This window comes from Pseudotabrizicola formosa (assembly GCF_002900965.1).
Taxonomy (GTDB): Bacteria; Pseudomonadota; Alphaproteobacteria; order Rhodobacterales; family Rhodobacteraceae; genus Pseudotabrizicola; species Pseudotabrizicola formosa.
The window spans coordinates 994,060-1,019,518 of sequence record NZ_PJOM01000002.1; the positions used below are offsets into that span (position 1 = coordinate 994,060).

Annotated in this window: 23 protein-coding genes; 13 read left to right on the forward strand and 10 right to left on the reverse strand. The window is 63.9% G+C overall.

Annotated features, from left to right (window positions below; all coding sequences use genetic code 11):
• Positions 1-4: 4 nt before the first annotated feature.
• From CXR43_RS08715 to CXR43_RS08725, 3 genes are all read right to left on the reverse strand, one after another.
• A complete protein-coding gene (locus CXR43_RS08715; RefSeq protein ID WP_103333594.1) occupies positions 5-448 on the reverse strand; it encodes a DUF1499 domain-containing protein in 444 nt (147 codons plus the stop codon).
• Positions 449-455: 7 nt separating this feature from the next.
• The gene (gene speB, locus CXR43_RS08720; RefSeq protein ID WP_103333595.1) at positions 456-1,421 is read right to left on the reverse strand and encodes an agmatinase; all 966 of its coding nucleotides are present in this window, start codon (positions 1,419-1,421) and stop codon (positions 456-458) included.
• Between the two features lie 221 nt (positions 1,422-1,642).
• Positions 1,643-2,806, reverse strand: coding sequence for a M20 aminoacylase family protein (locus CXR43_RS08725; protein WP_103333596.1), 1,164 nt, complete (start codon positions 2,804-2,806; stop codon positions 1,643-1,645).
• 57 nt (positions 2,807-2,863) lie between these two features.
• Between CXR43_RS08725 and mazG the strand changes: the two genes are divergently transcribed.
• The 3 genes from mazG to CXR43_RS08740 all read left to right on the forward strand — a co-directional run bounded on the left by mazG (position 2,864) and on the right by CXR43_RS08740 (position 5,896).
• Positions 2,864-3,694, forward strand: a complete 831-nt coding sequence (gene mazG, locus CXR43_RS08730; protein ID WP_103333597.1) for a nucleoside triphosphate pyrophosphohydrolase — start codon at positions 2,864-2,866, stop codon at positions 3,692-3,694.
• A gap of 82 nt (positions 3,695-3,776) precedes the next feature.
• Positions 3,777-4,784 carry a Fe(3+) ABC transporter substrate-binding protein gene (locus CXR43_RS08735; protein WP_103333598.1) on the forward strand — a complete coding sequence of 336 codons (1,008 nt, stop codon included), beginning with the start codon at positions 3,777-3,779 and terminating at the stop codon, positions 4,782-4,784.
• 167 nt (positions 4,785-4,951) lie between these two features.
• Complete coding sequence (locus CXR43_RS08740; RefSeq protein ID WP_103333599.1) at positions 4,952-5,896, forward strand: nucleoside hydrolase; 945 nt, start codon at positions 4,952-4,954, stop codon at positions 5,894-5,896.
• A 9-nt stretch (positions 5,897-5,905) separates the two neighbouring features.
• On the opposite strand, the gene CXR43_RS08745 is transcribed toward CXR43_RS08740, so the two are convergent.
• A complete protein-coding gene (locus CXR43_RS08745; protein WP_103334136.1) occupies positions 5,906-6,925 on the reverse strand; it encodes an ATP-binding protein in 1,020 nt (339 codons plus the stop codon).
• Positions 6,926-7,103: 178 nt separating this feature from the next.
• Here CXR43_RS08745 and CXR43_RS08750 point away from each other — a divergent pair, with 178 nt between their 5' ends.
• On the forward strand, positions 7,104-7,466 hold the full coding sequence (locus CXR43_RS08750) for a hypothetical protein (RefSeq protein WP_146036497.1): 363 nt from the start codon (positions 7,104-7,106) through the stop codon (positions 7,464-7,466).
• Here CXR43_RS08750 and CXR43_RS08755 read toward each other — a convergent pair.
• The 3 genes from CXR43_RS08755 to CXR43_RS08765 are packed head-to-tail and all read right to left on the reverse strand — an operon-like array spanning position 7,463 to position 9,515.
• Complete coding sequence (locus CXR43_RS08755) at positions 7,463-7,984, reverse strand: gamma carbonic anhydrase family protein (protein ID WP_103333601.1); 522 nt, start codon at positions 7,982-7,984, stop codon at positions 7,463-7,465. The two genes, CXR43_RS08750 and CXR43_RS08755, sit on opposite strands and share 4 nt — an antisense overlap.
• Positions 7,981-8,616 carry a guanylate kinase gene (gene gmk / locus CXR43_RS08760; RefSeq protein WP_103333602.1) on the reverse strand — a complete coding sequence of 212 codons (636 nt, stop codon included), beginning with the start codon at positions 8,614-8,616 and terminating at the stop codon, positions 7,981-7,983. Before gmk ends, CXR43_RS08755 begins: the two co-directional genes overlap by 4 nt.
• 2 nt (positions 8,617-8,618) lie before the next feature.
• Complete coding sequence (locus CXR43_RS08765; RefSeq protein WP_103333603.1) at positions 8,619-9,515, reverse strand: YicC/YloC family endoribonuclease; 897 nt, start codon at positions 9,513-9,515, stop codon at positions 8,619-8,621.
• Positions 9,516-9,735: 220 nt separating this feature from the next.
• Between CXR43_RS08765 and CXR43_RS08770 the strand changes: the two genes are divergently transcribed.
• On the forward strand, positions 9,736-10,356 hold the full coding sequence (locus CXR43_RS08770; protein ID WP_103333604.1) for a PAS domain-containing protein: 621 nt from the start codon (positions 9,736-9,738) through the stop codon (positions 10,354-10,356).
• Between the two features lie 73 nt (positions 10,357-10,429).
• Here CXR43_RS08770 and CXR43_RS08775 read toward each other — a convergent pair whose 3' ends face one another.
• The gene (locus CXR43_RS08775) at positions 10,430-11,800 is read right to left on the reverse strand and encodes a class II 3-deoxy-7-phosphoheptulonate synthase (RefSeq protein ID WP_103333605.1); all 1,371 of its coding nucleotides are present in this window, start codon (positions 11,798-11,800) and stop codon (positions 10,430-10,432) included.
• Positions 11,801-11,970: 170 nt separating this feature from the next.
• Here CXR43_RS08775 and CXR43_RS08780 point away from each other — a divergent pair, with 170 nt between their 5' ends.
• Complete coding sequence (locus CXR43_RS08780; protein WP_103333606.1) at positions 11,971-12,987, forward strand: GlxA family transcriptional regulator; 1,017 nt, start codon at positions 11,971-11,973, stop codon at positions 12,985-12,987.
• Between the two features lie 20 nt (positions 12,988-13,007).
• On the opposite strand, the gene CXR43_RS08785 is transcribed toward CXR43_RS08780, so the two are convergent.
• Positions 13,008-14,162: a PQQ-dependent sugar dehydrogenase gene (locus CXR43_RS08785; protein WP_103333607.1), complete on the reverse strand. Its 1,155-nt coding sequence runs from the start codon at positions 14,160-14,162 to the stop codon at positions 13,008-13,010.
• A 224-nt stretch (positions 14,163-14,386) separates the two neighbouring features.
• Between CXR43_RS08785 and CXR43_RS08790 the strand changes: the two genes are divergently transcribed.
• From CXR43_RS08790 to CXR43_RS08820, 7 genes are all read left to right on the forward strand, one after another.
• Complete coding sequence (locus CXR43_RS08790; RefSeq protein WP_103333608.1) at positions 14,387-15,568, forward strand: ABC transporter substrate-binding protein; 1,182 nt, start codon at positions 14,387-14,389, stop codon at positions 15,566-15,568.
• Between the two features lie 113 nt (positions 15,569-15,681).
• Positions 15,682-16,470, forward strand: a complete 789-nt coding sequence (locus tag CXR43_RS08795; RefSeq protein ID WP_103333609.1) for an ABC transporter ATP-binding protein — start codon at positions 15,682-15,684, stop codon at positions 16,468-16,470.
• 77 nt (positions 16,471-16,547) lie between these two features.
• On the forward strand, positions 16,548-17,258 hold the full coding sequence (locus tag CXR43_RS08800) for an ABC transporter ATP-binding protein (protein WP_103334137.1): 711 nt from the start codon (positions 16,548-16,550) through the stop codon (positions 17,256-17,258).
• Positions 17,259-17,261: 3 nt separating this feature from the next.
• On the forward strand, positions 17,262-18,272 hold the full coding sequence (locus CXR43_RS08805; protein WP_103333610.1) for a branched-chain amino acid ABC transporter permease: 1,011 nt from the start codon (positions 17,262-17,264) through the stop codon (positions 18,270-18,272).
• On the forward strand, positions 18,269-19,603 hold the full coding sequence (locus CXR43_RS08810; RefSeq protein ID WP_435530790.1) for a branched-chain amino acid ABC transporter permease: 1,335 nt from the start codon (positions 18,269-18,271) through the stop codon (positions 19,601-19,603). The genes CXR43_RS08805 and CXR43_RS08810 overlap by 4 nt, the downstream gene beginning before the upstream one ends.
• A 255-nt stretch (positions 19,604-19,858) precedes the next feature.
• Positions 19,859-22,279 (forward strand): GcvT family protein, encoded by a 2,421-nt coding sequence (locus CXR43_RS08815; RefSeq protein WP_103333611.1) that lies wholly within the window; start codon positions 19,859-19,861, stop codon positions 22,277-22,279.
• A gap of 83 nt (positions 22,280-22,362) precedes the next feature.
• Positions 22,363-22,968 (forward strand): nucleotidyltransferase family protein, encoded by a 606-nt coding sequence (locus tag CXR43_RS08820; protein ID WP_103333612.1) that lies wholly within the window; start codon positions 22,363-22,365, stop codon positions 22,966-22,968.
• Here the strand turns inward: CXR43_RS08820 and CXR43_RS08825 are convergent.
• The gene (locus tag CXR43_RS08825; protein ID WP_103333613.1) at positions 22,954-25,299 is read right to left on the reverse strand and encodes a Hint domain-containing protein; all 2,346 of its coding nucleotides are present in this window, start codon (positions 25,297-25,299) and stop codon (positions 22,954-22,956) included. The two genes, CXR43_RS08820 and CXR43_RS08825, sit on opposite strands and share 15 nt — an antisense overlap.
• Between the last annotated feature and the right edge of the window lie 160 nt (positions 25,300-25,459).

Below are 25,459 nucleotides of genomic sequence, written 5' to 3' on the forward strand. Positions count from 1 at the left end.
CCCATCACAGCGCCGCCTGCCAGCCTTGCAGGCGTCTGGCATTCACCCCCATATCCTCGCGGCCAAAGCGCAGCCGGGCGTGGATGTAGAGCCCGTCTTCGCGTGCCTCGGCCGTGGTGAAATCGGGAAAGCCCCACAAGGCAGACCGGGTGATATAGGTGATCCGCCCCTCCTCCACAGATCCCGCCAGCCGCCGGGTGCGTGGCGTGGCCAGCGCCACCCCGTCCAGCCGGGCCAGCAGATCGGCGGGCGCACCCCGGCCCAAAGACAGGCGCAGCCGCGCCGCCCCGGTTTCCGGCACCACCGCATCCCATGGCGCGGCCGCCCAGCCTGCATCCTCCTGCGCCACATGCCAGCGCGCAGGATCGGTCGGGGCCAGCCGGACAAAGGCCATCAGCCCCAGCACCGCGATGATCAGAATGGCAAAGATCAGACCCATGGCGCGCATGCCCTTTTCACCTGCGGAACTTGGCCCAATGGTACAGGCAAATCAGCTCATGTGCCACATGGGCCCCCGCGATGGCCGTGGCCCCGCTGGTATCATAGGCCGGGGACACCTCAACCACATCGCCGCCCACCATGTTGATCCCCGCCAGATCGCGCAGACACGCCGCCGCCTGCCAGCTGTGCAAGCCGCCCCAGACCGGCGTGCCGGTGCCGGGGGCCACAGACGGGTCCAGACAATCAATGTCAAAGGTCACATACGTCGGGCGGTCGCCGACAATTTCCTTGGCCCGCGCCACAGCCTGCGCCGTGCCCTGCTCGTGCACGCTGCGGGCGTCGATGTATTCGACCCCCAGATAATCGTCGCAATGGGTGCGGATGCCGATCTGAACGCTCGCCGATGCGTCGATGATCCCCGATTTCACCGCCTTGTAGAAAAAGGTGCCATGGTCGATCCGGTCCATGTCATCGTCCTGCCACAGGTCGGAATGCGCATCGAAATGGATCACCGCCATCGGGCCATACTTTTCGGCATAGGCACGCAGGATCGGCAAAGTGATGAAATGATCGCCCCCCAAGGTGACCGTACCCACACCTGCGGCCAGAATGGCGCGGATATGCTCGGTCAGCAGGCCCGGAAAGCTGGGCGTATGGGCGTAGTCAAAGGCCAGATCGCCGTAATCCACCACCGCCATCTCTTCCAGCGGGCTGGTCGGCCAGCCATAGGGCGGGTCAAAGGGCTGCAAGGCGCTTGCCTCGCGGATGGCGCGCGGACCAAAGCGCGTGCCGGTCCGGTGCGTCACCGCCTGATCGAAGGGCACGCCAGTGATCGCCAGATCCACCCCCGCCAGATCCTTGGTATAGGTCCGGCGCAGGAAACTGGTGGCCCCGGCAAAGGCGTTTTCAAAGGCGAGACCCTTCAGCCCCTTGCGGGTAAAGGCCCCGTCCACATCGTGTTTCGCATCTTCCAAAGCCATGTCAGAACTCCCCTTGGCCACAGGGTCGTCATTCTGTCCCTCGGAGACGCGCCAGATCCGGATGGCGCTGAATGCCCAGACAACACCTGTCTGTCAAGCCCGGCCTGCGCCTGACAGCATCAAGGCGGGCTGCGGAAAAAGTTAACAAACTCTTAAATCCCGCAGCATATGCCTTTGATTTTTATACATTTTCAGGTGTGTAACACAGGGGGAAGCCCAAGCTACCCCAGCGGCTGCGCCCGTTCCACCAACCGGGCAAAGAAGCTGGCTCCGATCGGGGCGGCCTCGTCATTGAAATCATAGGCCGCATGGTGCAGCCCCGCCCCCGGCCCGATCCCCATGAACAGATACGCCCCGGGCCGCGCCTCCAGCATATAGCTGAAATCCTCGGACCCCATTTCCCGGTTGGCCCGCGCATTCACCGCCGCCGCGCCCGAGACCTCGGCGGCGACGCTGGCGGCAAAATCGGCCTCTTCCGCATGGTTCACCGTGGCCGGATAGCCCCAGTCATAGTCCACCTCGGCCTGCACATTGAACGCCGCCGCATGGCCCGCCACAATCTCATGCACCCGGCGCTTGAGCAGGTCGCGCACCTCGGGCTTGAAGGCGCGGATCGTGGCACAAAAGGTCGCCACCTCGGGGATGATATTGGATGCCGTCCCGGCATGGATCTGCGTGACCGAAATCACCGCCTCATCCATCGCATAGACGTTGCGCGGAATGATGGTCTGCACCGCCTGCACCATGGCCACCACCGCCACCACCGGATCGATGCACTCATGCGGCGTGGCCCCATGCCCGCCCTTTCCCGTCACCGTGACCCAGGCGGTATCGACCGAAGCCATCAGCGGCCCCGGCGTGGTCTGAAAATGGCCAAGCGGAATGTTGGGCGCGTTGTGGATGCCAAAGACCCGGGCAATATCGAAGCGGTCCATCACCCCTTCCTGCACCATCACATTGCCGCCGCCGCCCTCTTCTTCCGCCGGCTGGAACAGGATCGCGACGCGTCCCGCAAAATTCCGCGTCTCGGCCAGATATTTCGCCGCGCCCAAGGCCATGGTCACATGCCCGTCATGCCCGCAGGCATGCATTCGCCCCGGACTGGTCGAGGCATATTCGGCCCCCGTGATCTCGTGGATCGCCAGCGCATCCATATCAGCGCGCAGCCCGATGGTCGGCCCCGCGCCCTGCCCGTTGATGATGGCCACTACCCCGGTTTTCGCAATGCCCTCGTGGATTTCATCCACCCCCATCTCGCGCAGCCGCGCCACGATGAAGGCCGCCGTATTGTGGCAGTCAAATTCCAACTCGGGATTCGCGTGCAGGTGCCGGCGCCAGCCCTTCATTTCTTCGGCAAAAGCCGCGATACGGTTGAGGACGGGCATGGGTCTTCTCCTTTGGACTGCGGCCTTTGATCAAATCGCAAAACACAGGTGCCTGCAATGCCCCCTGCCTCAGATGACCTGATCCACGACCCCAAGGGTGGTCTGCCACGCCTGCGCGCCATCATGGCCCGGTTGCGCGACCCCGCCACCGGCTGCCCATGGGATATCGCGCAGGATTTTGCCACCATCGCGCCCTATACCATCGAAGAGGCCTATGAGGTGGCCGATGCCATCGAGCAGCAGGATTGGCCGGGGCTGCAGAGCGAATTGGGCGATCTGCTGTTTCAATCGGTCTTCCATGCGCAGATGGCCGAGGAAGCGGGCCATTTCGACCTTGAGGATGTGATCCGCAGCATTTCCGACAAGATGGTGGCGCGCCACCCGCATGTCTTCGGCTCTGAGTCGCGCGAAAAATCGGCCGAACAGCAAACCGCAGACTGGGAGGCGCTGAAAGCCGCCGAACGTGGCCCCGCCCGCGTGCTGGACGGTGTGGCCCTTGGCCTGCCGGCGCTGATGCGGGCGGTGAAGCTGCAAAAGCGCGCGGCCCGCGTGGGGTTTGACTGGCCGACAACCGATCAGGTGGTCGCCAAGATTGCCGAGGAAGCCGCCGAACTGGTGGAGGCGCGCGACACCCTGTCGCAAGCCGAGGTCACCGAGGAATTCGGCGATCTTCTGTTCGTCATGGCCAACCTCGCGCGGCACCTGAGGGTTGACCCGGAAGCCGCTCTGCGCGCTGCAAATTCCAAGTTTACGCGCCGGTTTCAACGGATCGAGGATTTGCTGGCGGAAGTTGGCCGCAGGCCGGAGCAATCCGACCTGGCCGAAATGGATGCGCTGTGGGACCGCGCCAAGGCCGAGGAAAAGGCCCGGAAAGCTGCCTGCGGTTAACCAAAGTTTTTCACTCAACTATTGACCAAAGTAAAATAGTCGGTTTTATGGGCTGCATAATTTCCGACCAAAGGACTCAACCATGACCTTCCGTCTTTCCCTCGCAGCCCTTGCCCTTGGCTCTGTCGCGATGCCCGCGCTGGCCGAGGAGATCAACATTTATTCCCACCGCCAGCCCGAGCTGATCCAGCCGATCATCGACGCCTTCACCGCAGAAACCGGGATCGACGTGAACATCGCCTTTGTGGACAAGGGCATGTCGGAACGTCTGGTGGCCGAAGGCGACCGTTCGCCCGCCGATCTGGTGCTGACCGTGGACATCGCCCGTCTGACCCAGGTGGTTGATGCCGGTGTGACGCAGCCCGTCGAGTCCGAGGTCCTGGCCGCAAATATCCCGGCAGAGCTGCGCGACGAGGCCAACCACTGGTTCGGCGTCACCACCCGCGCCCGCATCGTCTATGCCAGCAAAGACCGCGTGGCACCGGGCGAAGTGACCACATATGAAGATCTGGCCGATCCGAAATGGCAGGGCCGCATCTGCATCCGCTCGGGCACCAATGATTACAACGTGGCGCTTGCGGCCGCTGTCATCGCCCATCACGGCGAAGAGGCTGCGAAAACCTGGCTGGAAGGCGTGAAAGCCAACCTCGCCCGCAAACCCGATGGCGGAGACCGCGATCAGGTCATGGCGATTGCCGCCGGTGAATGCGATATTGCGGTCGGCAATACCTATTACATCGGCCAGATGCTGGCCAACCCCGAGCAGCAAGCGGCTGCCGAGGCGGTGAACATCGTGTTCCCGACCTTCGCCGATGGCGGCACCCATGTAAACGTCTCGGGCGTGGCGCTGACCAAGGCAGCGCCGAACAAGGACAATGCCATCAAATTCATGGAATGGCTGACCAGTGACGCGGCGCAAAAGATTTATGCCGAAACCAACTACGAATTCCCGGTCAAGGCCGGGGTCGAGCGGTCGGAACTGGTGGCAAGCTGGGGCGACTTCACCGCTGACACCAAACCGCTGACCGAAGTTGCCAAACTGCGCCCCGCGGCGCTGAAGCTTATCGAAGAAGTAAACTTCGACGGCTAAATCTTTGGTGCGTATCACAAAAACAAGGCCCCGGGTCACCCCGGGGCCTTGGCATTTTCATCGCCCCCGCCATGCGGCACAGGCGGGCACATATCCAGTTGTTTGTTTTACCATCTGGACAAATCACACCTGTCGGGATTGACTGCTGGCGCAGACAGGAGACGGCGATGACCGAGGCACCACGCAAAATCATCATCGATACCGATCCAGGGCAGGACGACGCCGTGGCCATCATGCTGGCGCTTGCCAGCCCCGAGGTCGAGGTTTTGGGCGTGGTTGCGGTGGCGGGAAATGTGCCACTGGCGCTGACGGAGCGGAATGCGCGGATCGTCTGCGAACTGTCGGGCAAACCCGAAACCCGTGTTTTTGCCGGTTGCGACCGCCCGATGCTGCGCCCGCTGGTGACGGCCGAACAGGTGCATGGCGAGACCGGACTGGACGGCCCGACGCTGCCGGAACCGACCATGGCGCTGCAATCCCAGCACGGCGTTGATTTCATCATCGAAACCCTGCGCCGCGAACCTATGCACAGTGTCACGCTCTGCGCGCTGGGGCCGCTGACCAATATCGCCACCGCCTTTCAGCGGGCACCCGACATCATCCCCCGCATTCAGCAGATCGTGCTGATGGGCGGGGCCTATTTCGAACTGGGCAATGTCACGCCGGTGGCAGAATTCAACATTTACGTTGACCCACATGCCGCTGATATCGTGTTTAAATCTGGTGCCTGCATCATCGTGATGCCGCTGGATGTCACCCATAAGGCGTTGACCAGCCCGCAGCGCATCGCCGCGTTCCGTGACCTGAAGACAGAGCCCGGGCGTCTGGTGGCGGAATGGACCGATTTCTTTGAACGTTTCGACAAGCAGAAATATGGCAGCGATGGTGCCCCGCTGCACGATCCTTGCGTGATTGCCTGGTTGATCCGGCCAGAGCTGTTTCAGGGACGTTTCATCAATGTCGAGATTGAAACCCAGTCAGAGCTGACCCTGGGCATGACCGTGGCCGACTGGTGGCGTGTGACCGAACGGCCCGGAAATGCGCTGTTCATCAACTCTCTGGACGCCGAGGGATTTTTTGCGCTGCTGACTGAACGCATCGGGCGGCTTTGACCTGCAGGGTCACTCCACCGGCAGGATGACCGAAAACGTGCTGCCCTTGCCCTTTTCACTGGCGATGTGAAGCCGCCCCCGGTGGCGCTGCACGATGTGTTTGACAATCGCAAGGCCAAGGCCGGTACCGCCCTTCTCGCGTGAGCGATGGCTGTCGACCCGGTAGAAGCGTTCGGTCAGACGCGGGAGATGCTGCGCGTCGATGCCTTCACCCTGATCGATCACCTCGATCCGCAGGGCAGCGGATTTCGGCAGGCTGTCCGGCGTCAGCCGGATGACCACCTCGCCGCCAGAGCCGCCATATTTCACCGCGTTTTCCATCAGGTTCTGGAACACCTGAATCAGCTGATCGGCGTCGCCGGGCACCTGGGTGCGCAGGTCTTCGGCAATGTCCAGCCGCACCGCCACACCCAGCTTTTCGGCCAGGGGGCGCAAGGTGGTCTTGGTCGAGCGCAGGATCTCCACCATCTCGACCAGGGCGGTCGGGCGGACGCGTTCTTCGGCCTCAACCCGGCTGAGGTGCAAAAGATCGCGGATCAGCCGGTTCATCCGCCCTGCCTCACGCTCCATGATCAGCAAGAAGCGCTCCCGTGCGGCCGGGTCATCCTTGGCAGCCCCTTTCAGCGTTTCAATGAAGCCTGAGAGGGCCGTCAGCGGTGAGCGCAATTCATGGCTGACATTGGCCACGAATTCGCGGCGCATCTGGCCGATCTGCTCCACCTCGGACAGGTCTTCCAGCACGCACAGCACCCCCGCCTCCCGCGGCAGGGGCGTCACTGTCACCCGGTGCACGGCATCCTGCGAGGGCCCGGGCACCACCTGACGCGCCACGCTGCCTTCACTGGAGCGCAGGGCCCGCATCAAGGCGGCCTGTACATCAGGGTGGCGCAGCGCAATCGCATGATGCCGCCCCAGCATGGCAGCCCCGAACATCGCCACTGCGGCAGGGTTCATCACCGAGATGCGTTCATCCGGGCCAACAATCAGCGCCGGCAAGGGAACGCCGCCCAGAACAGCTGCTTCGATCATCTTTTGCCCCAATGGCTTTGGTGTCCGCCCTTCCATAGCGGCTTTGACATTGAAATGCGAGACACCCGCTTGATCTGAACCAATTCCCGGCTAAGGTTCTTTTGGTGACTTACCTTACGTCATCTTGTTCCGGGTCTTGGCCCATTTGTACCAGCGCCGCCTTTTACAGGAGTTTTCCGTGCCCGTTCGCGTTGCCACATCTGTGCCGGACAGGTTTGACCTGCGCGGGCGAACCAGCCCGTTCATCAGCATTGGCCTGCCCCAAGTCCTGGCCAGGCATTGCGCCGGGCCCCGTCCGCTGTTCTCTGTCGCACCGCAGGACATTGCGCAGGCGGGCCTGCACCGGATGTCTGACGCGCTGATCGCCTGCATGCTTTTGGGCAGCGAGGTGGATGCGCTCGATATCCTTGCCGAGCTGACGGCCGCCGGCTATCGCGGCACCGTGGTGGTCATCGCGCCCCCCTTGCCCGATCCGGGGATGGTGGAGCGGGAACTGGCCCTGGCCGCGCCGGGAATGACCGTGTCGCTGCTGGTGCTTTAGGCGACAGGGCGCAGGCCAGCCCGGAACCGCGCGGCAGTGGCGCGGTACCTTTCCGCCGATTGCAACAGCCCCGCCTGCGCCTCGGCCTCCAAGGCGCGGACCACGCGGCCAGGGCTGCCCATCACCAGGCTGAACGCGGGGATCTCCTTGCCTTCGGTGATCAGTGCCCCGGCGCCGATCAGGCACCCAGGCCCGATCTTTGCGCCATTCAGAACCGTTGCGCCCATGCCGATCAGCGTGCCGTCGCCAATTGTGCAGCCATGCAGCATTGCCTTGTGCCCGATGGTGCATTGCGCGCCAATGATCAGCGGATAGCCCATATCCGTATGCAGCACGCAATTTTCCTGCACATTCGATCCGTGCCCGACATGGATCACCTCATTGTCGCCACGCAAGGTTGCGCCGAACCAGACCGAACTGCCCGCCTCCAGCACCACGCGCCCGATGACATTGGCATCCGGCGCGATCCAGGCAGAGGGATCAAGGACGGGGGCGATATCACCAAGGGCATAGATCATCGGTTCTCGAACTCCCGGTTCAGGCCGCGCACGAAATCTGCCAGCATCGGCTGGCGGTCGCGCTTCATGCGCTCTGCTTCAAGAATGGTCTGCAACTGATGGAAAGACTTATCAATATCGTCGTTCACCAGAACATAGTCATATTCGGCCCAATGGCTGATTTCATCGCGGCTTTTCGCCATCCGCCCGGCGATCACCTCTTCGGTATCCTGGGCGCGTCCGCGCAGGCGGCGGTCGAGTTCGGCAATCGAGGGCGGCAGCACGAAGACCGACACCACATCGCGCCCCAGCGCCGAATTGCGGATCTGCTGGCCGCCCTGCCAGTCGATGTCAAACAGCGTGTCGCGCCCGTCGCGCATCGCGTCTTCCACTGGGCCGCGCGGGCTGCCGTAGAAATTGCCGAACACCTCGGCATGTTCCAGCATCTGGCCCGCCGCGATCATGGACTCGAAAGCCGCGCGGTCGCGGAAGTAATAGTGCTGCCCATCCACCTCACCCGGACGCGGTGCCCGCGTGGTGGCCGAAACCGAGAACCGGATCGTCGGATCCCAATCCATCAAGCGCCGGGCAAGCGTCGATTTCCCTGCGCCTGACGGTGACGACAAGATCAGCAAAAGGCCACGGCGCTGCATTGTCACTCCACGTTCTGAACCTGTTCCCGCATCTGGTCTATCACGGTTTTCAGGTCAAGCCCGATCCGGGTCAGGGCCAGAGATTGCGCCTTGGAGCACAAGGTGTTGGCCTCGCGCATGAATTCCTGCATCAGAAAATCGAACTTCCGCCCCACGGGCCCGGACTCGGCCAACAGCGCGCGCGCGGCGGCCACATGGGCGGTCAGCCGGTCCAACTCTTCGGTCACGTCCTGCTTGACCGCGATCAGCGCCAGTTCCTGCGCCACCCGGGCCTCATCGGCGCCCTCGGCATGGTCCAGCACCCGGGCAAGGGCGGTGCGCAGGGCATCGGCGGCCGCATCCCGGCGCAGGTCAGCCTCGGCGATGGCAGCCCGGGTGAGCGCGTCGATCTGGTCCAGCTGGGCGCTGATCACAGCGTGCAGCGCCGCACCCTCTGCCGCGCGCATGGCGGCAAAATCGGCCAGCAGCGCGGGCAAATCGGCCAGCAGCGCCGCGCGCAGCGGGGCGGTGTCCGCCTCGGCACTTGCGGTGTCGAGCACGCCGCGCACCGCCAGCACATCGGCGGCCGTGGCCTGCGCCAGCGTCACCCCCGCCTGCATCGCGGCGTTCTCCACCTGTTGCACAGCGGCCAGAACCGCCGCCAGCACCGCGGCGTTCACCTGCAAGCCCGGCCCCGCCTCGGCGGCTTCTGCCGCGACTTTCAGCGACAGGCTGACATTGCCACGTGACAGCGCCTGTTGCACCTGGGTGCGCACCGCCAGTTCCAGCGCCTCCACCCAATCGGGCAGCCGCAGCCGCAGATCCAGCCCCTTGCCATTGACCGACCGGATGTCCCAAACCCAGACATAACCTGCATCCTGGCCCTTGCGGGCCGCAAATCCGGTCATGGAAACGGTCATCTGCTCTCCCTCGCCCCGGGGGCGATATTTACCATTTGTCTAGAATCCCGCGCATCGCCACCGGCTTCTGGTGTAGCTTAACACTTGAGTAAGGATAGCGAGTCGGCATCCAGACCGTCACCCCGCCGTGCGGCAGACGGTCCGGACCGCATAGCATGGCCAGAAAGGTCGGGGCAACCGGGCAGCCAGAGCGGCCCACGCAGGGACAAGGAAACGGAACATGACATCTGGCTGGAACGACCGCACCTCAAACGGGTCAGATCACCGTGGCCCCGGCAAGATCGCGCAGCTGCGCGCCTATTGGGAGGCGCTGCGCACCGGCGATGACCCGCCGCGCCGCGACCGGGTGGATCCGCGCGGCCTGTCCGACGCGCTGGAACACAGCTTTCTGGTCGAGCGCATCGCATCGGGCATTGCGCGGTTCCGCATCGCCGGCATGATCTACAACGATCTAATGGGCCTCGATGTGCGCGGGATGCCGCTGTCTTGCCTGTTTCTGGGCCAGTCTCGGGACCGGCTGCCGCTGGATCTGGAACGCGTGTTCCGCACGCCCTCGATCCTGACGCTGGAACTGCGGGCCGAATCCACCCTGATGCGGTCCCCCTTGTCCGGCCGGATGCAGATTCTGCCAATGCTGGATCAGAAGGGCGAGGCAACGCTTGCCATCGGCTGTCTGGACCTTGTGGGCACCATCGGCCGGGCGCCACGCCGGTTCGAGATCACCCAAGGCGCGCAAGAACCGCTGAGCAGCGGCGTGCCGGTTCAGGATTACAGCGCAGCCACGCCGCCGCCCCCACGGGCCAGGCCCGGCGTGCCGCATCTGCGGCTGGTGAAGGCCTGAGCCAGCGACGGTACAGAAAAAAGGGGGCGGCACAATCTGCCACCCCCCAAATCTTTACAATCAAGTCTTGCCCTTACAGCGCGACGCGGTGGCCGACATCGCGGAAGGCCAGCAGCTCTTCGGCCACCAGAAACGCCAGTTCCAGCGACTGGCTGGCGTTCAGGCGGGGGTCGCAGGCGGTGTGGTAGCGGTCTGACAGATCCTCATCCGTCACCGCGCGCAGGCCCCCGGTGCATTCGGTCACATCCTTGCCGGTCATCTCGAAATGCACGCCGCCTGGAATCGTGCCTTCGGATTTGTGCACCGCAAAGAATTCGCGCACTTCAGACAGCACCGCATTGAACGGCCGCGTCTTGTAGCCCGAGGGTGATTTGATGGTGTTGCCGTGCATCGGGTCGCAGGACCAGACGACGTTAGCCCCCTCTTCCTTGACCGCCTTGACCAGACGCGGCAGGTGTTCGGCCACCTTGCCCGCGCCAAAGCGCGCGATCAGGGTCAACCGGCCCGCCTCGTTCTGCGGATTGAGCTTGGCCATCAGCACCTTGAGGTCTTCGGCGGTGGTGGTCGGCCCGCATTTCAGCCCGATCGGGTTCAGCACGCCGCGGCAGAATTCCACATGCGCGCCATCGGGCTGCCGCGTGCGGTCGCCGATCCAGATCATATGCCCCGACCCGGCCACGTTCTGGCCCGAGATGCTGTCCACCCGGCACAGCGCCTCTTCATATTCCAGCAGCAAGGCTTCGTGGCTGGTGTAGAAATCGACCGTGGTCAGCATATGGGCGGTGTCGGCATTCACGCCGGCGGCCGTCATGAAATCCAGCGCGTCGGAAATGCGGTTCGACAGCTCGCGGTAGCGATCGGCCTTGTCATGCTCGGCAAAGCCCAGCGTCCAGCTGTGCACCCGGTGAATATCGGCAAAGCCACCGGTGGAAAACGCGCGCAACAGGTTCAGGCTGGCCGCCGCCTGCGTATAGGCCTGCAGCATGCGCTGCGGGTCGGGCTGGCGCGCTTCGGGCGTGGCTTCGAACCCGTTGATGATGTCACCGCGGTAGCTGGGGTATTCCACCCCGCCGATCACTTCGGTCGGGGCCGAGCGCGGCTTGGCAAACTGCCCCGCCATGCGGCCCACCTTGATCACCGGCACTTTGGCGCCATAGGTCAGCACGACCGCCATCTGCAGCATCACGCGGAAGGTGTCGCGAATGTTATCGGCGCTGAATTCGGAAAAACTTTCCGCGCAATCACCACCCTGCAGCAAGAAGGCCTTGCCCTCGGAGGCCAGAGCCAACTGCTTTTTCAGCCGCCGTGCCTCGCCTGCAAAGACCAGCGGCGGATACTTGGCCAGCTGCGCCTCGACGGCATTCAGCGCGGCGCTGTCCATATAATCAGGCATCTGCACCCGCGGTTTCGCGCGCCAGTCTGATTTTTGCCAGCCTTTGGTCATGGCCTTCTCCTTACCCATATTCGGGCCCACCTGTGGGTCGTTAGCGGTATCGCGCCGTTGTATACGGTCTGGCGGCTCAGATGCAAAGGCCCAAACGCCCCATCTGACCCCTTGCGAAACGCCACAAATCCTGTCTCATGCGTCCATATCCGACACGAACAGGTCGCAAGATGTCCACGTCCTCCACCCGCGCCCAGAAAACCGATGCGACGCCCGCGACAAAGCGCTTCGTTTTCGTGCTGCTGGACCGTTTCACGATGATGTCGTTTTCCTGCGCGATCGAGCCGCTGCGGCTGGCCAATTACGTGGCGGGCAAGCCGCTGTATGACTGGATCCTGGCGGGCGAAGGCGGGGTGGAGGCGACCTGTTCCAACGGCGCCACCTTCAAGCTGGACATCGGGTTGGACGATGTGGACCGCGACGACACCATTCTGGTCTGCGGCGGCATCGACATCCAGCGCGCCACCACCAAACCGGTGCTGAACTGGCTGCGGCGCGAGGCGCGGCGCGGCAACACCATCGGGGGCATGTGTACCGGGGCCTATGCACTGGCCAAAGCCGGGCTGCTGGACGGCAAGAAGGCCACCATCCACTGGGAAAATCAGGATGGCTTTCTGGAGGAATTCGAGCAGGTCAAGCTGACCAAATCGGTCTTTGTGATGGATGGCAACCGGCTGACCACGGCGGGCGGGATTTCGTCGATCGATCTGGTGCTCAAGATCATCGCCGCCGATCACGGGCAGGATCTGGCCAATACCGTGGCCGACCTGCTGATCTATTCCGCGATCCGCACCGATCAGGACACGCAGCGCCTGTCGATCCCAACCCGGATCGGGGTGCGGCATCCCAAACTGTCACAGGTCATCCAGATGATGGAGGCCAATATCGAAGACCCGCTGTCGCCCGCCGATCTGGCCGATCAGGTCGACATGTCCACGCGCCAGCTGGAGCGGCTGTTCCGCCGCTATCTCAACCGCAGCCCCAAGCGCTATTACATGGAACTTCGCTTGGGCAAGGCGCGCAATCTGCTGATGCAGACGGATATGAGCGTGATCAACGTGGCGCTGGCCTGCGGCTTTGCCAGCCCGTCGCATTTTTCCAAATGCTACCGCAGCCATTACAACACCACACCCTACCGCGAGCGTGGGTCGCAAGGGCCGACGCCCCCCACCCGGCTGTCGATCTGACAACCGGGCGAGGGCTCAGGTCAGCTGGCCTCGGCCGGGGCGAGGCGGAAGATCGCGCCTTCCAGCACCGAGACAAACCAGATCGAGCCGTCCGGCGCTTCGCGCACATCCCGGACCCTTCCCGTTTCCTCGGCCTCGATCCGCTCTTCGGCAAAGCCGGTTTCGGCGGCGGTGTCCGGGTCCAGCCGGGACAGAAAACTGGTGTTCAGCGACCCGGTGAAAATATCACCTTCCCATTCCGGCACCAAGGCCCCGGAATAGACCATCATGCCCGAAGGCGCGATGGACGGGTCCCAGTAATGCGCGGGCTGCTCCATCCCCTCTTGTGCCGTGCCCTCACCGATGCTGTTGCCGTTGTAATTCACGCCATAGCTGATCACCGGCCAGCCGTAGTTGCGGCCCATCTCCACCCGGTTGACCTCATCTCCGCCCCGCGCGCCATGTTCCACCAGCCACAGCGCCCCGTCCGCGCCAAGTGTGGCCCCTTGTGCGTTGCGGTGGCCCTTGGAATAGATCCCCGGCCGCCAGCCGTCGATGCTTGTGGCGGGCGTGCCGTCGCGGTTCAGGTGGATCACCGATCCTTCAACCCGCGACAGATCCTGAGCTTCCATTCCGCCGGGCCCGGTGCCCCGGTCGCCCGCGGTAATGAACACGGTGCCATCCTGCGCCTCGACAATCCGGCTGCCGAAATGGCGCCCGCCCGAGGAGCCGTCACCCACATAAAGCTGTTCGAACCCTTCCAGGGCCGTGCCATCGTCTGACAGGCGCCCCTTGCCAACCGCCGTGGCTGCCCCGCCCGCGACGGGGGCCGCGTATGACAGCCAGATCTCACGGGTCTGCGCAAAATCGCGCGGCACCATCACATCCAGCAACCCGCCCTGCCCCTGGGCAAAAACCTCTGGCACGCCACGGATCTCGGTGATCTCCCCCCCATCAACGCGCAGCAGCCGCCCGGCAAGCTCGGTCACGATCACCCCGCCCTCGGGGAGAAAGCCGATGGCCCATGGCTCTTCGAACCCGGTTGCGACCGGCGTGATCTGCATCGCACCGGCAGAGGTGTCCAGCCTTGTCTGCGCAAAGCCCTGGCCTGCCAGCAGCGCGAGGGCAGACGCCGGCGCGGCAAGCAGGAACAGACGGGGGGCGGACAAACGGGGGAAGCAGCGCGTGCGTGACATGAACTCTCCTGTTGCTTTGCATTGGCCACCTCAACATAGAGCGCCTGCTTCGGGTTTCGGCCCGGTCGCGCAAGCGTGATGCGGCGTGATGCAGGGCCAGCGGCAAGGCGGCCCGCTTCACGCAACGTCATCCGGGAAAATTGCCGGTCAGAAGGCACTTTTCTTTTACCAAACGGCCAACTAACCTGCCGCGCAGGATAACAGTCCGACATGGGAGACAAAATATGAAGAAACTGCTTCTTGCCAGTGCCGCCACCGCGCTGATCGCCGGGGCCGCGCAGGCTCAGGATGTGAAAATTGGGATCATCCTTGGCTTCACCGGGCCGCTGGAATCGATCACGCCGAACATGGCGACCGCGGCCGAGCTGGCCATTGCCGAAGTCAACGCCACCGGCAAGTTCGCCCTTGGCACCGTTGTGCCGGTCCGGGCCGACAGCACCTGCATCGATGCCGCTGCCGCCACCGCCGCTGCCGACCGTCTGATCACCGCCGAAGGCATTTCCGCGATCATGGGGGCTGACTGCTCGGGCGTGACCGGGGCCATCCTGCAGAACGCCGCCCGCACCAATGGCGTTGGCATGATCTCGCCATCCGCCACCTCGCCTGCCCTGTCCACCGCCGAAGATGACGGGCTGTTCTTCCGCACCGCCCCATCCGATGCGCGTCAGGGCGTGGTGATGACCGAGATCCTGATGGACAAGGGCATCAAGACGGTTGCGCTGACCTATACCAACAATGATTACGGCAAAGGTCTGGCTGACAGCTTCTCGGCCGCGTTCACCGAGGCCGGTGGCACCGTGACCATCAATGCCCCGCATGAAGATGACAAGGCTGACTATTCGGCAGAGGTCGCATCGCTGGCTTCGGCTGGCGGTGAAGTGCTGGTCGTGGCGGGCTATACCGACAAGGGCGGCAAGTCGATCATCCAGGCTTCGCTCGATTCCGGCGCGTTCTCGACCTTCGTGCTGCCCGATGGCATGGTTGGCCAAAAGCTGGTCGATGACCTCGGCGACGGGCTGACCGGTTCCTTTGGCCAATACCCGGGCACCGACAGCCAGGGGGCCGAAATGTTCCAGACGCTGGCGACCGCTGGCGGCTTTGACGGAACCTCGGCCTTTGCGCCGGAATCCTATGATGCGGCCGCGCTGATCATGCTGGCCATGGCCGCTGCGGGTTCGACCGACTCCAAGGACTGGGCCCCGAAGGTGATGGATCTGGCCAATGGGCCGGGCGAGCCGATCCTGCCGGGCGAGCTGGGCAAGGCGCTGGACCTGATCGCAGCAGGCACTGACATCGACTATATCGGGGCCACCGCCGTGGAACTGATCGGGCCGGGCGAAAGTGCGGGCAACTACCGCGAGATCGAGATCAAGGACGGCAAGATCGAAACCGTGCGGTTCCGCTGATCGCAGCCAGACCCATCCAAGCACGGCCCGGAGCAATCCGGGCCGTTGCCATAAGACAAAGCCTCCGCGCCCGGAAAATCCGGACCTGCGACGGAAGGTTCAGGGGATAACAGATGATCAAGGTTGAAAACCTGCACCGCCATTTCGGCGGCTTCCGGGCAGTGGACGGCGCATCCTTGTCGATCGCCACCGGCTCTGTCACCGGGCTGATCGGTCCGAACGGCGCGGGCAAGACCACGCTGTTCAACGTGATCGCCGGACGGTTGAAACCGACCAGCGGCAGGGTTGAAATGGCGGGAGAAGACATCACCGGCCTGCCGCCGCATGACTTGTTTCACAAGGGCCTGCTGCGCACCTTTCAGATCGCGCATGAATTCGGCTCGATGTCTTGCGTGGAAAACCTGATGATGGTGCCCGGCGCGCAAATGGGGGAGACCCTGTGGAACGCCTGGTTCCGCCGCGGCGCGGTGCGGGCCGAGGAAGAGCGGCTGCGCGCCAAGGCGCATGAGGTGCTGAACTTCCTGACCATCGACCACCTGGCCGATCAGAAGGCCAGCCAGATCTCGGGCGGACAGAAAAAGCTGCTGGAACTGGGCCGCACCATGATGGTGGATGCGAAAATCGTGTTTCTCGACGAGGTGGGTGCCGGGGTGAACCGCACCCTGCTGAACACCATCGGCGATGCGATCCTGCGGCTGAACGCCGAACGTGGCTATACGTTCTGCGTGATCGAGCATGACATGGATTTCATCGGGCGGCTGTGCAACCCGGTGATCTGCATGGCCGAGGGCAAGGTTCTGGCGCAAGGCACGGTCGAAGAGGTCAAGAATGATGAGCGCGTGATCGAGGCCTATCTGGGCACCGGATTGAAGAACAAGATGAAGGAAGCCGCGCATGGGTGAGCCGCGTTCTGCTGGGCAGACACCCGGGGCTCTGCCCCGGACCCCGGGATATTTGGGAACAGATAATGAGCAAGATCATGGCTGAGCCCTTTCTGATTGGCGAGGCGATGACCGGCGGTTATGGTGGCGCGGATATCCTGCACGCCTGCACCATTGCGGTGGACCCGGGCCAGATTGCCGTGATCGTGGGCCCCAACGGGGCGGGCAAATCCACCGCGATGAAGGCGGTGTTCGGCATGCTCACCCTGCGCGCGGGGTCGGTCCGCCTGAAGGGCGAGGACATTACCGCGCTGACCCCGCAGGCGCGGGTGGCCAAGGGCATGGCCTTCGTGCCACAGACCTCGAACATCTTCACCTCGATGACGGTGGAGGAGAACCTGGAAATGGGGGCCTTCCTGCGCCGCGATGACATCCGTGCCACGATGGAGCAGGTCTATACCCTGTTCCCGATCCTGCGCGACAAGCGCCATCAGGCGGCCGGCGAACTTTCCGGCGGGCAGCGCCAGCAGGTGGCGGTGGGGCGCGCGCTGATGACGCAGCCAAGCGTGCTGATGCTGGACGAACCCACCGCCGGGGTCAGCCCCATCGTGATGGATGAGCTGTTTGACCGCATCATCGAAGTGGCGCGCACCGGCATCTCCATCCTGATGGTGGAACAGAACGCCCGTCAGGCGCTGGAGATTGCCGACAAAGGGTATGTTCTGGTGCAGGGTGCCAACCGCTTTACCGACACGGGACAGGCCCTGCTGGCCGACCCGGATGTGCGCAAATCATTCCTCGGGGGCTGAGCCATGGATATCCTCAACGCCCTTGTGGCCTTTCTCAACTTTGTCTTCATTCCCGGCGTGGCTTATGGCGCGCAGCTGGCGCTTGGTGCGCTGGGGGCGACGCTGATCTATTCGATCCTGCGGTTTTCCAACTTTGCCCATGGTGACACCATGGCTATCGGCACCGTGTTCGTGATCCTGCTGACCTGGGGGATGCAAGGCGCAGGCGTCAGCTTTGGCCCGTTGCCGACCGCCCTGCTCGCCCTGCCCTTCGGCATCGCGCTGACCGCGATGCTGCTGCTGGCGACAGACCGCGTGGTCTACCGCTATTACCGCCGCGTCAAGGCGGCGCCGGTGATCCTTGTCATGGCCTCGCTGGGGGTGATGTTCATCCTGAACGGTGTGACCCGCTTCATCATCGGCACCAGCGACATCAGTTTCACTGATGGCGAACGCTTCATCCTGACCGCAGGCGATTTCCGCACATGGTCTGGTCTGGCCGAGGGGCTGGCGATCCGCACGACCCAGGGCGTGACCCTGGTGGTGGCCATCATCGCGGTGGCGGCCTTGTTCTGGTTCCTGCAGAAGACCCGGACCGGCAAGTCGATGCGGGCGTTTTCCGACAATGAGGATCTGGCGCTGCTGTCGGGCATCAACCCCGACCGGGTGGTGGCGGTGACCTGGATCGTGGCGGCCGCACTGGCCACCACGGCAGGCACGCTTTATGGTCTGGACAAGGGATTCAGCCCCTTCACCTATTTCCAGCTCTTGCTGCCGATCTTTGCTGCGGCCATCGTCGGCGGCCTTGGCAGCCCGATCGGCGCGATTGCGGGTGGCTTTGTCATCGCCTTTTCCGAGGTGATGGTGACCTATGCCTGGAAGAAGGTAGTGACCTATCTTGTACCGGAAGAGATGGCCCCCAGCGGGCTGTTGCAGCTGATGTCCACCGATTACAAATTCGCCGTCAGCTTCGTGATCCTGATCATCGTGCTTCTGGTGATGCCCACCGGTCTGTTCAAGGGAAAATCGATATGAGCGGCGCACAGATGACCTCACAGGCCACAAGCACCGGCCCCGGGCGCGGGCTGCTTCTGGCTGCTTTTGTGGCGGCGCTCTTCATTGCGACCGGGCTGTTCCAAAGCTGGACATTGGCGCTGTTGATCGTGAACATGGCGCTGATCTCCTCCATCATGGCGCTGGGGGTGAACATCCAATGGGGCTATGCCGGGCTGTTTTCGGTTGGCACCATGGGGTTTGTGGCGCTTGGCGGCTTGTCGGTGGTGCTGATCTCTTCGGCGCCTGCGCCCGGCGGCTGGGCGGCGGGCGGCGCGGGTATCGTGCTGGGTCTGGCAATGGGGGCGGCCACCATCGCCGCGGCCGTCATGGCGGCCAGCAAGATGGGCCCGGGGCGCAGGCGCACCGTGGTGGTGGCTGCCATCCTGATCATCGGTTTTTTCCTGTTCCGCGCCGTGTTTGACCCCGCGGTGCAGGCGGTCGAGGCGAACAACCCCGCCACCGATGGCAACCTTGGCGGTCTGGGCCTGCCGGTGCTGCTGGCCTGGCCGGTAGGGGGCCTGCTGGCCGCCGCCGCCGCCTGGGCCATTGGCAAGGCCGCACTTGGCCTGCGCTCGGATTATCTGGCCATCGCCACGCTGGGCATTGCCGAGATCATCCTGGCGGTGTTGAAAAACGAAGACTGGATGGCGCGGGGCGTGAAGAACGTCATCTCGCTGCCCCGCCCGGTGCCCTATGAGGTGGATCTGCAACGCAGCCAAGGCTTTGTTGACTGGGCGCTGAGCTGGGGGTTTGACCCGGTCACCGCTTCCTCCATCGTGGTGCGGCTGATGTATACCGGGTTGTTTGCCGTGGTGCTGCTGGCGCTGATAGCCCTGTCACAGGCGGCGCTGCACAGCCCCTGGGGCCGGATGATGCGCGCCATCCGCGACAATGAAGTGTCGGCCGAAGCGATGGGCAAGGATGTGACGCGCCGCCACCTGCAGGTCTTTATCCTGGGCAGCGCTGTCATCGGCATTGCGGGCGCGATGATGACCACGCTCGACGGGCAGCTGACCCCCGGCTCTTACTCACCGCTGCGCTTTACCTTTCTGGTCTGGGTGATGGTGATTGTGGGTGGGTCGGGCAACAACTGGGGCTCGGTGCTGGGCGGCTTCCTGATCTGGTGGCTTTGGGTGATGGTGGAACCGATCGGCAACTGGCTGATGGTGGTGATCACCTCTGGCATGGCCGATGGCTGGCTCAAAGCCCATCTGATCAACTCCGCGGCGCATATGCGCCTGCTGACCATGGGGGTGATCCTGCTTCTGGTGCTGCGCTTTGCGCCCAAGGGGCTGTTGCCGGAGAGATAGGCGCGACGCCCTGCCTGAACCCGCAGCCGCCTTGGTGGTCTTAGGCGGGCGTATGTTTCACAGAGGCAAGTCCCTGTCGGGGTTGCGCCTTTCTGAAACACGCCCCCCTGGGGCAATCACAGCTGTGCTGCAAGCGCGCAGACGCGCGAGCACCTCTGCCCGCACCAGCCATCCGCGACATTTCCTGTCGCGGTCTGACATGCCAGCCGGGTCCGGCCCCGCCACTCTGGCGGGCAAAGGCAACGGAGGACCCAGATGAAAACCCATACCCGCGTGGTGGTGATCGGCGGCGGCGTCGTCGGCTGTTCGGTCCTGTATCACCTGACCAAGCTGGGCTGGTCCGATGTGACGCTGATCGAACGGTCCGAGCTGACATCCGGCAGCACCTGGCACGCGGCGGGGGGGTTCCATACGCTCAACGGCGATACCAACATGGCGGCGCTGCAGGGCTATACCATCCGGCTCTACAAGGAGCTGGAGCAGATCACCGGCATGTCCTGCGGGTTGCATCATGTGGGCGGCATCACGCTGGCCGATAACGAAGCGCGGTTTGAACAGCTCAAGGCCGAACGCGCCAAGCACCGCTACATGGGGCTGGACACCGAAATCCTGGGGCCAGAGGAGATCCACAAGCTGACCGATGGCATGGTCAACCTCGAAGGCATCCTCGGCGCGCTGTATGATCCGCTGGACGGCCATCTGGACCCGTCGGGCACCACCCATGCCTATGCCAAGGCCGCCCGCATGGGCGGGGCCGAAATCATCCTGCACAACCGGGTGCTGGAGACGAACCCCACCCGCGACGGCTGGGAAGTGGTCACCGAAAAAGGCACCATCACTTGCGAGCATCTGGTCAATGCCGGTGGCCTCTGGGCGCGGGAAATCGGCGCGATGGCCGGCGTCTATCTGCCGCTCTTGCCGATGGCGCATCAGTATCTGGTGACCGATGACATTCCCGAAATCATGGAGATCCTGAAATCAGGCCGCGAATTCCCGCATGTGATGGACCCGGGCGGCGAATCCTATCTGCGGCAGGAAGGCCGGGGGCTGTGCATCGGGTTTTATGAAAAGCCCTGCGAGCCCTGGGCGGTAGACGGCACCCCATGGGACTTTGGCCATGAGTTGCTGAACGAACAGTTCGACAAGATCGAAGACTCGGTGACCTTCGCCTACCGCCGTTTTCCGGTGCTCGAACGTTCTGGCGTCAAGCGCGTGATCCATGGCCCCTTTACCTTTGCGCCCGACGGCAACCCGCTGATCGGCCCGGTGCCGGGCTTGCGCAACTACTGGTCGGCCTGCGCGGTCATGGCCGGGTTCAGCCAGGGCGGCGGCATGGGTCTGGCCCTGGCGCAATGGATGATCGAGGGTGAGGTCGAACGCGACCCGCGCGGTTTTGACGTCGCGCGCTTTGGCACCTGGACCAGCCCCGGCTACACCGTGCCCAAGGTGATCGAAAACTACCAGATGCGCTTCAACGTGTCGTACCCCAATGAGGAACGCCCCGCAGCAAGGCCCTTCCGCACCACGCCGATGTACCCGGTCTTTGACCAGATGAATGCGGTCTGGGGCCAGCAATATGGGCTGGAGGTGGTGAATTACCACGCCCTGCCCGACGAGCCGCGCCATGAAGTGCCCAGCTTCAAACGCTCCAACGCCTGGGAGGCAACGCGCCAGGAGGTCATGGCCGTCCGCACGGGCGTCGGCATCAATGAATTGCAGAACTTTGGCAAATACCGGGTCACCGGCGCGAATGCCCGCGACTGGCTTGACCGCATCATGGCGGGCCGCATCCCCAAACCGGGGCGGCTGTCACTGACGCCGATGCTGGCCCATTCCGGCAAGATCATCGGCGATTTCACCGTCACCTGCCTGTCGGACACCGAGTTCCAGCTGACCGCCAGCTATGGCGCGCAAGGCTGGCACAGCCGCTGGTTCGACCAGAACGCCGAACCGGGCGTCACGGTCGAGAACATCTCCGACAGCCGGTCCGGCTTCCAGATCGCGGGGCCGAACGCCCGCACGCTTTTGTCCCGCGTCACCCGCGCCGATGTCTCGGCAGAGGCGTTCCGGTTCATGGACGCAAAACGCCTGACCATCGGCATGGCCAATTGTCTGGTGCAGCGCGTCAGCTATACCGCCGATCTGGGCTATGAGATCTACACCGACCAGATGTCGGTCCGCCACCTGTGGGATGTTCTGAATGACCATGGGGCAGACCTTGGCCTGCGCCCGTTCGGGATGCGCGCCATGATGAGCCTGCGGCTTGACAAATGGTTCGGCTCCTGGGGGCGCGAATTCAGCCCCGATTACACACCGGCAGAGACCGGCCTTGACCGCTTCATCCAGTGGAACAAACCCTCCGCTTGGATCGGCAAGGCTGCTGCGATGTCAGAGAAAGCCAGTGGCCCCAAACGCCGGCTTACCCAGTTCATCGTTGACGCCACCGATGCCGATGTGGTGGCATGGGAACCGATCTGGCTGGATGGCACCGTGCAGGGCTATTGTACCTCGGGGGGCTACAGCCATACCACCGGCCAGTCGGTCGCCATGGGCTTTTTGCCCGAAGGCAGCATCACCGATGGCCTGGCGGTGGAAATCGAAATCCTCGGCCACCGCCGCCCGGCCCGTGTGACGCTTGCACCGCTGTGGGACGACGGCGGGCGCATGCGCGCCTGACCCCGCTGTGGCGTGAAATATCGAGGAGGCCGCCCCCCTTGCCACATCAGGCGCAGCCCGGCTTGCGTCGCAGCGGAGCATCCATGCCAATCTCCACGCCCGACCTGCAGATCCTGATCCTTGCCGCCGGGGCATCGCGCCGGATGCGGGGGACGGACAAGCTGTTGCAACCAGTGGCAGGTCAGCCGCTCTTGCGCCACATCGCTGGTCAGGCGCTTGCCACTGGTCTGGCCGTCACCGTCACCCTTCCCCCTGACCGCCCCGCCCGCGCTGCAGCGCTGAGCGGCCTGCCGATCCGGCACATCCCTGTCGCCGATGCGCAAGACGGCCTGGCCCAAAGCCTGCGCGCCGGGCTGGCCAGCCTGCCGCCGCAGCAAGCGGTGATGGTCCTGCTGGCCGACCTGCCCGAGATCACGACCGCAGACCTGATGCAGATGGCCCGCGCTTATGCCGATGCGCCGGATCAGATCCTGCGCGCCACCGATGCCAGCGGCCAGCCCGGCCATCCGGTGATCTTTCCCGCCTCTCTTCGGGCCGAGCTGATGCAGCTGTCGGGCGATGACGGCGCGCGCGCCCTGCTGCGCCGCCATGCCGGCCTGCTGCGCCTGATCGCCCTGCCCGACCGGCACGCCACCACCGACCTTGATACGCCCGAAGACTGGGCCACCTGGCGGTCAGGCCGCGAGTAGAACCCGTGCTTCATGCGCGCGCAGCGTGGCCCGTGCCGCCGGATAGGCCTGTGTCCCTTCGGCCAGTTCCGGGAACAGGGCCAGCATCTCGTCCCGCTGGCCCTGGTCCATCGACCGCAGCGTGGCGATGCCAGGCTGAAAGCTTTCGGTCCAGGCTCCGTCGGCCTGGATGATTTCGTGCTGGCTGCACATCACATGAAGATAGCTCACACGCCGCACGGCGATCCGGGCAATGCCCGGCAGGCCAATCAGGTTGATCGCCGCCACCAGCACCTCGGACTCTCCGAACAGCAGTTCGGCCCGCACGCCTTCCATCAGCATGCGATGCTGCGGTGACACCACCATGTCGCGCCGGGGCAAGCCGCCGCCAAGCGCGCCGGCTGCGATCCGCACCGGGGCCAACGCCGGATTTCCCAGAAGATCCGCCGCGCCAAGATCGCGCCGTCCGACCCAGACGATGTCCTGAAACCCGGAGTCGCGGGTCAGAAGCCGGTCACCGGGCTGCAGAGCCTCGACGCGGCGCAACCCCAGCGGCGTGGTAATCAGGGTTCCGGGTGTGAAACAGGGCACCACATTTTCAATGCCCGAAAAGAACAGAGTGCCAGAAACCTTGCCATCGGAGTCAAGGAATTCGACCCTGCCATTCTGACCGTTGGCCGCATCGAATACGATGTTTGTCGCATTCTTGCCCCAGGACGACAGATCCAGCGTGTCATAGTTGTCGCCGCCATCGCCGCCAAAGATCGTGTCGCCCGGGCCGCCAAAGAACAGATCGCGCCCGTCGCCGCCATCAAGCAGGTCGGCCCCGTCGCCGCCATCAAGCGTGTCATTGCCCGCGCCGCCATAGAGGCTGTCGTCGCCTGCCCCGCCATAGATCCGGTCGTCATCGCCCTCGCCCCAGAGCAGATCATTGCCGCCGTCGCCATAGATGGTATCTGTGCCGCCCCCGGCCCAGATCGTGTCATTGCCGTCGCCGCCAGACAGCAGGTTGTCGCCCGACAATTGCCCGCCACTGACATCGTCGATCGTGTCATCGCCTGCGCCGCCAAAGACGGTGTCATTGCCCGCGCCGAACAGGATGGTGTCATTGCCGTCCCCGCCGAAAAGCAGGTCATCGCCGGCACCGCCCTCCAGCGTGTCATTGCCGGCGTCGCCGTAAAGGGTGTCGGCGCCAGTGCCGCCCCTGAGCGAGTCATCGCCGTCGCCACCATACAGCAGGTCGTCATCGCCGGTGCCAAGATAGCCGGTATCCAACCGGGCCGCATAAAGCCCGGTGTCGGCAGTGTTCACCGAGGTCAGCTGAATCGCGGTGATCGGCCCGCTGGTCAACAGGGCCGAGTCGTCGTTGATCTCGAACTCGGGGGCCAGAAACACCCGGCCATCGGTAAGCTGGATCACAACGGCGGTGATCTGACCGCTGCTGCCATCGGCAAAGGTGACGGTCGCGTTATAGACTTGGGTGGAATCCAGATAGGCCTGCACGCCATCGATCAGGAAATGCTCGGTATTGCCCGCGGCATTGGCATCATTGTCGGCCAGAATGCCGTCGCCGTTCAGATCGACGGCGGTGGCGCGCACGATCGCCCCGGACAAAGGCGTGGCGGCGCTGCCGAAGGTGGTCAGCAGGTTTGCGGCATTTTCCGAACTGCCGTTGGCTTCATCCGGATCGATATCCGCAACGGTGCCAAGGGAAATCAGGTTGTAGGTCAAGGAGGGCGCGTTGCTGGCGTAATGCGCGCCCGAGTCATTGCCACCGATGAGGGTGTCATTGCCCGCACCGCCAAACACCGTGTCCTTGCCTGCGCCTGCGTCGATCAGGTCATCACCTGCACCGCCCTCGATCAGATTGGCCTCATTGCTGCCAGTGATCGTGTCGTTGAACCCGGTGCCGATGACATTTTCGAGGGAGCTCAGGCTGTCGGTGCCGGAAGAGGTGCCGGTTGCGGTTCCGGTGTTGAGGTTCACGGCCACCGCAGCGGTTTCGGACGCATAGGTGACGGTGTCAGTGCCGCCGCCCCCGATCAGGGTGTCATCCCCTGCACCGCCATCGAGCAGGTCATCGCCCGCGCCGCCCTCCAGGCTGTCGGCCCCGCTGCCGCCGAACAGCGAGTCGTTGCCCGCGCCGCCGAACAGACGGTCTGCCCCCGCCTCGCCCAGCAGACTGTCGTCGCCGTCCTGGCCGTTGAGCGTATCATTGCCCGTGCCGCCAAAGACGGTGTCATTGCCGCCCCCGGCATTGACCACATCATTGCCGCCAAATCCGCTGATCGTGTCGGCATCACTGCTGCCATTCAGCGTGTTGTTGCCACCCGTCCCGGTGATGTTGGCCATTCGGGCGTATCCACTTAATTTTACTCAATTTGTGGATACAGGTGGAAGGCGGCGCGACTTTGGCAAAACATGGCCAAAAGGTGGCTGAGGCCAGGTTTGTTGCGGCCAACGACACAATCAGGATCAACCGCTGCGCCAATGTAAAAGGAGCCGAGTCAGA

What these genes read in the sequence shown, in the direction of transcription:
- CXR43_RS08795 (WP_103333609.1), top strand. Translation starts at nt 15,682, where the DNA reads ATGATCAAGGTTGAAAACCTGCACCGCCATTTCGGCGGCTTCCGGGCA.
- CXR43_RS08790 (WP_103333608.1), top strand. Translation starts at nt 14,387, where the DNA reads ATGAAGAAACTGCTTCTTGCCAGTGCCGCCACCGCGCTGATCGCCGGG.
- CXR43_RS08800 (WP_103334137.1), top strand. Translation starts at nt 16,548, where the DNA reads ATGGCTGAGCCCTTTCTGATTGGCGAGGCGATGACCGGCGGTTATGGT.
- CXR43_RS08810 (WP_435530790.1), top strand. Translation starts at nt 18,269, where the DNA reads ATGAGCGGCGCACAGATGACCTCACAGGCCACAAGCACCGGCCCCGGG.
- CXR43_RS08805 (WP_103333610.1), top strand. Translation starts at nt 17,262, where the DNA reads ATGGATATCCTCAACGCCCTTGTGGCCTTTCTCAACTTTGTCTTCATT.
- gmk (WP_103333602.1), bottom strand. Translation starts at nt 8,616, where the DNA reads ATGCAGCGCCGTGGCCTTTTGCTGATCTTGTCGTCACCGTCAGGCGCA.
- CXR43_RS08770 (WP_103333604.1), top strand. Translation starts at nt 9,736, where the DNA reads ATGACATCTGGCTGGAACGACCGCACCTCAAACGGGTCAGATCACCGT.
- CXR43_RS08715 (WP_103333594.1), bottom strand. Translation starts at nt 448, where the DNA reads ATGCGCGCCATGGGTCTGATCTTTGCCATTCTGATCATCGCGGTGCTG.
- CXR43_RS08740 (WP_103333599.1), top strand. Translation starts at nt 4,952, where the DNA reads ATGACCGAGGCACCACGCAAAATCATCATCGATACCGATCCAGGGCAG.
- CXR43_RS08780 (WP_103333606.1), top strand. Translation starts at nt 11,971, where the DNA reads ATGTCCACGTCCTCCACCCGCGCCCAGAAAACCGATGCGACGCCCGCG.
- CXR43_RS08745 (WP_103334136.1), bottom strand. Translation starts at nt 6,925, where the DNA reads ATGATCGAAGCAGCTGTTCTGGGCGGCGTTCCCTTGCCGGCGCTGATT.
- CXR43_RS08735 (WP_103333598.1), top strand. Translation starts at nt 3,777, where the DNA reads ATGACCTTCCGTCTTTCCCTCGCAGCCCTTGCCCTTGGCTCTGTCGCG.
- speB (WP_103333595.1), bottom strand. Translation starts at nt 1,421, where the DNA reads ATGGCTTTGGAAGATGCGAAACACGATGTGGACGGGGCCTTTACCCGC.
- CXR43_RS08785 (WP_103333607.1), bottom strand. Translation starts at nt 14,162, where the DNA reads ATGTCACGCACGCGCTGCTTCCCCCGTTTGTCCGCCCCCCGTCTGTTC.
- CXR43_RS08825 (WP_103333613.1), bottom strand. Translation starts at nt 25,299, where the DNA reads ATGGCCAACATCACCGGGACGGGTGGCAACAACACGCTGAATGGCAGC.
- CXR43_RS08755 (WP_103333601.1), bottom strand. Translation starts at nt 7,984, where the DNA reads ATGATCTATGCCCTTGGTGATATCGCCCCCGTCCTTGATCCCTCTGCC.
- CXR43_RS08820 (WP_103333612.1), top strand. Translation starts at nt 22,363, where the DNA reads ATGCCAATCTCCACGCCCGACCTGCAGATCCTGATCCTTGCCGCCGGG.
- CXR43_RS08765 (WP_103333603.1), bottom strand. Translation starts at nt 9,515, where the DNA reads ATGACCGTTTCCATGACCGGATTTGCGGCCCGCAAGGGCCAGGATGCA.
- CXR43_RS08815 (WP_103333611.1), top strand. Translation starts at nt 19,859, where the DNA reads ATGAAAACCCATACCCGCGTGGTGGTGATCGGCGGCGGCGTCGTCGGC.
- mazG (WP_103333597.1), top strand. Translation starts at nt 2,864, where the DNA reads ATGCCCCCTGCCTCAGATGACCTGATCCACGACCCCAAGGGTGGTCTG.
- CXR43_RS08775 (WP_103333605.1), bottom strand. Translation starts at nt 11,800, where the DNA reads ATGACCAAAGGCTGGCAAAAATCAGACTGGCGCGCGAAACCGCGGGTG.
- CXR43_RS08725 (WP_103333596.1), bottom strand. Translation starts at nt 2,806, where the DNA reads ATGCCCGTCCTCAACCGTATCGCGGCTTTTGCCGAAGAAATGAAGGGC.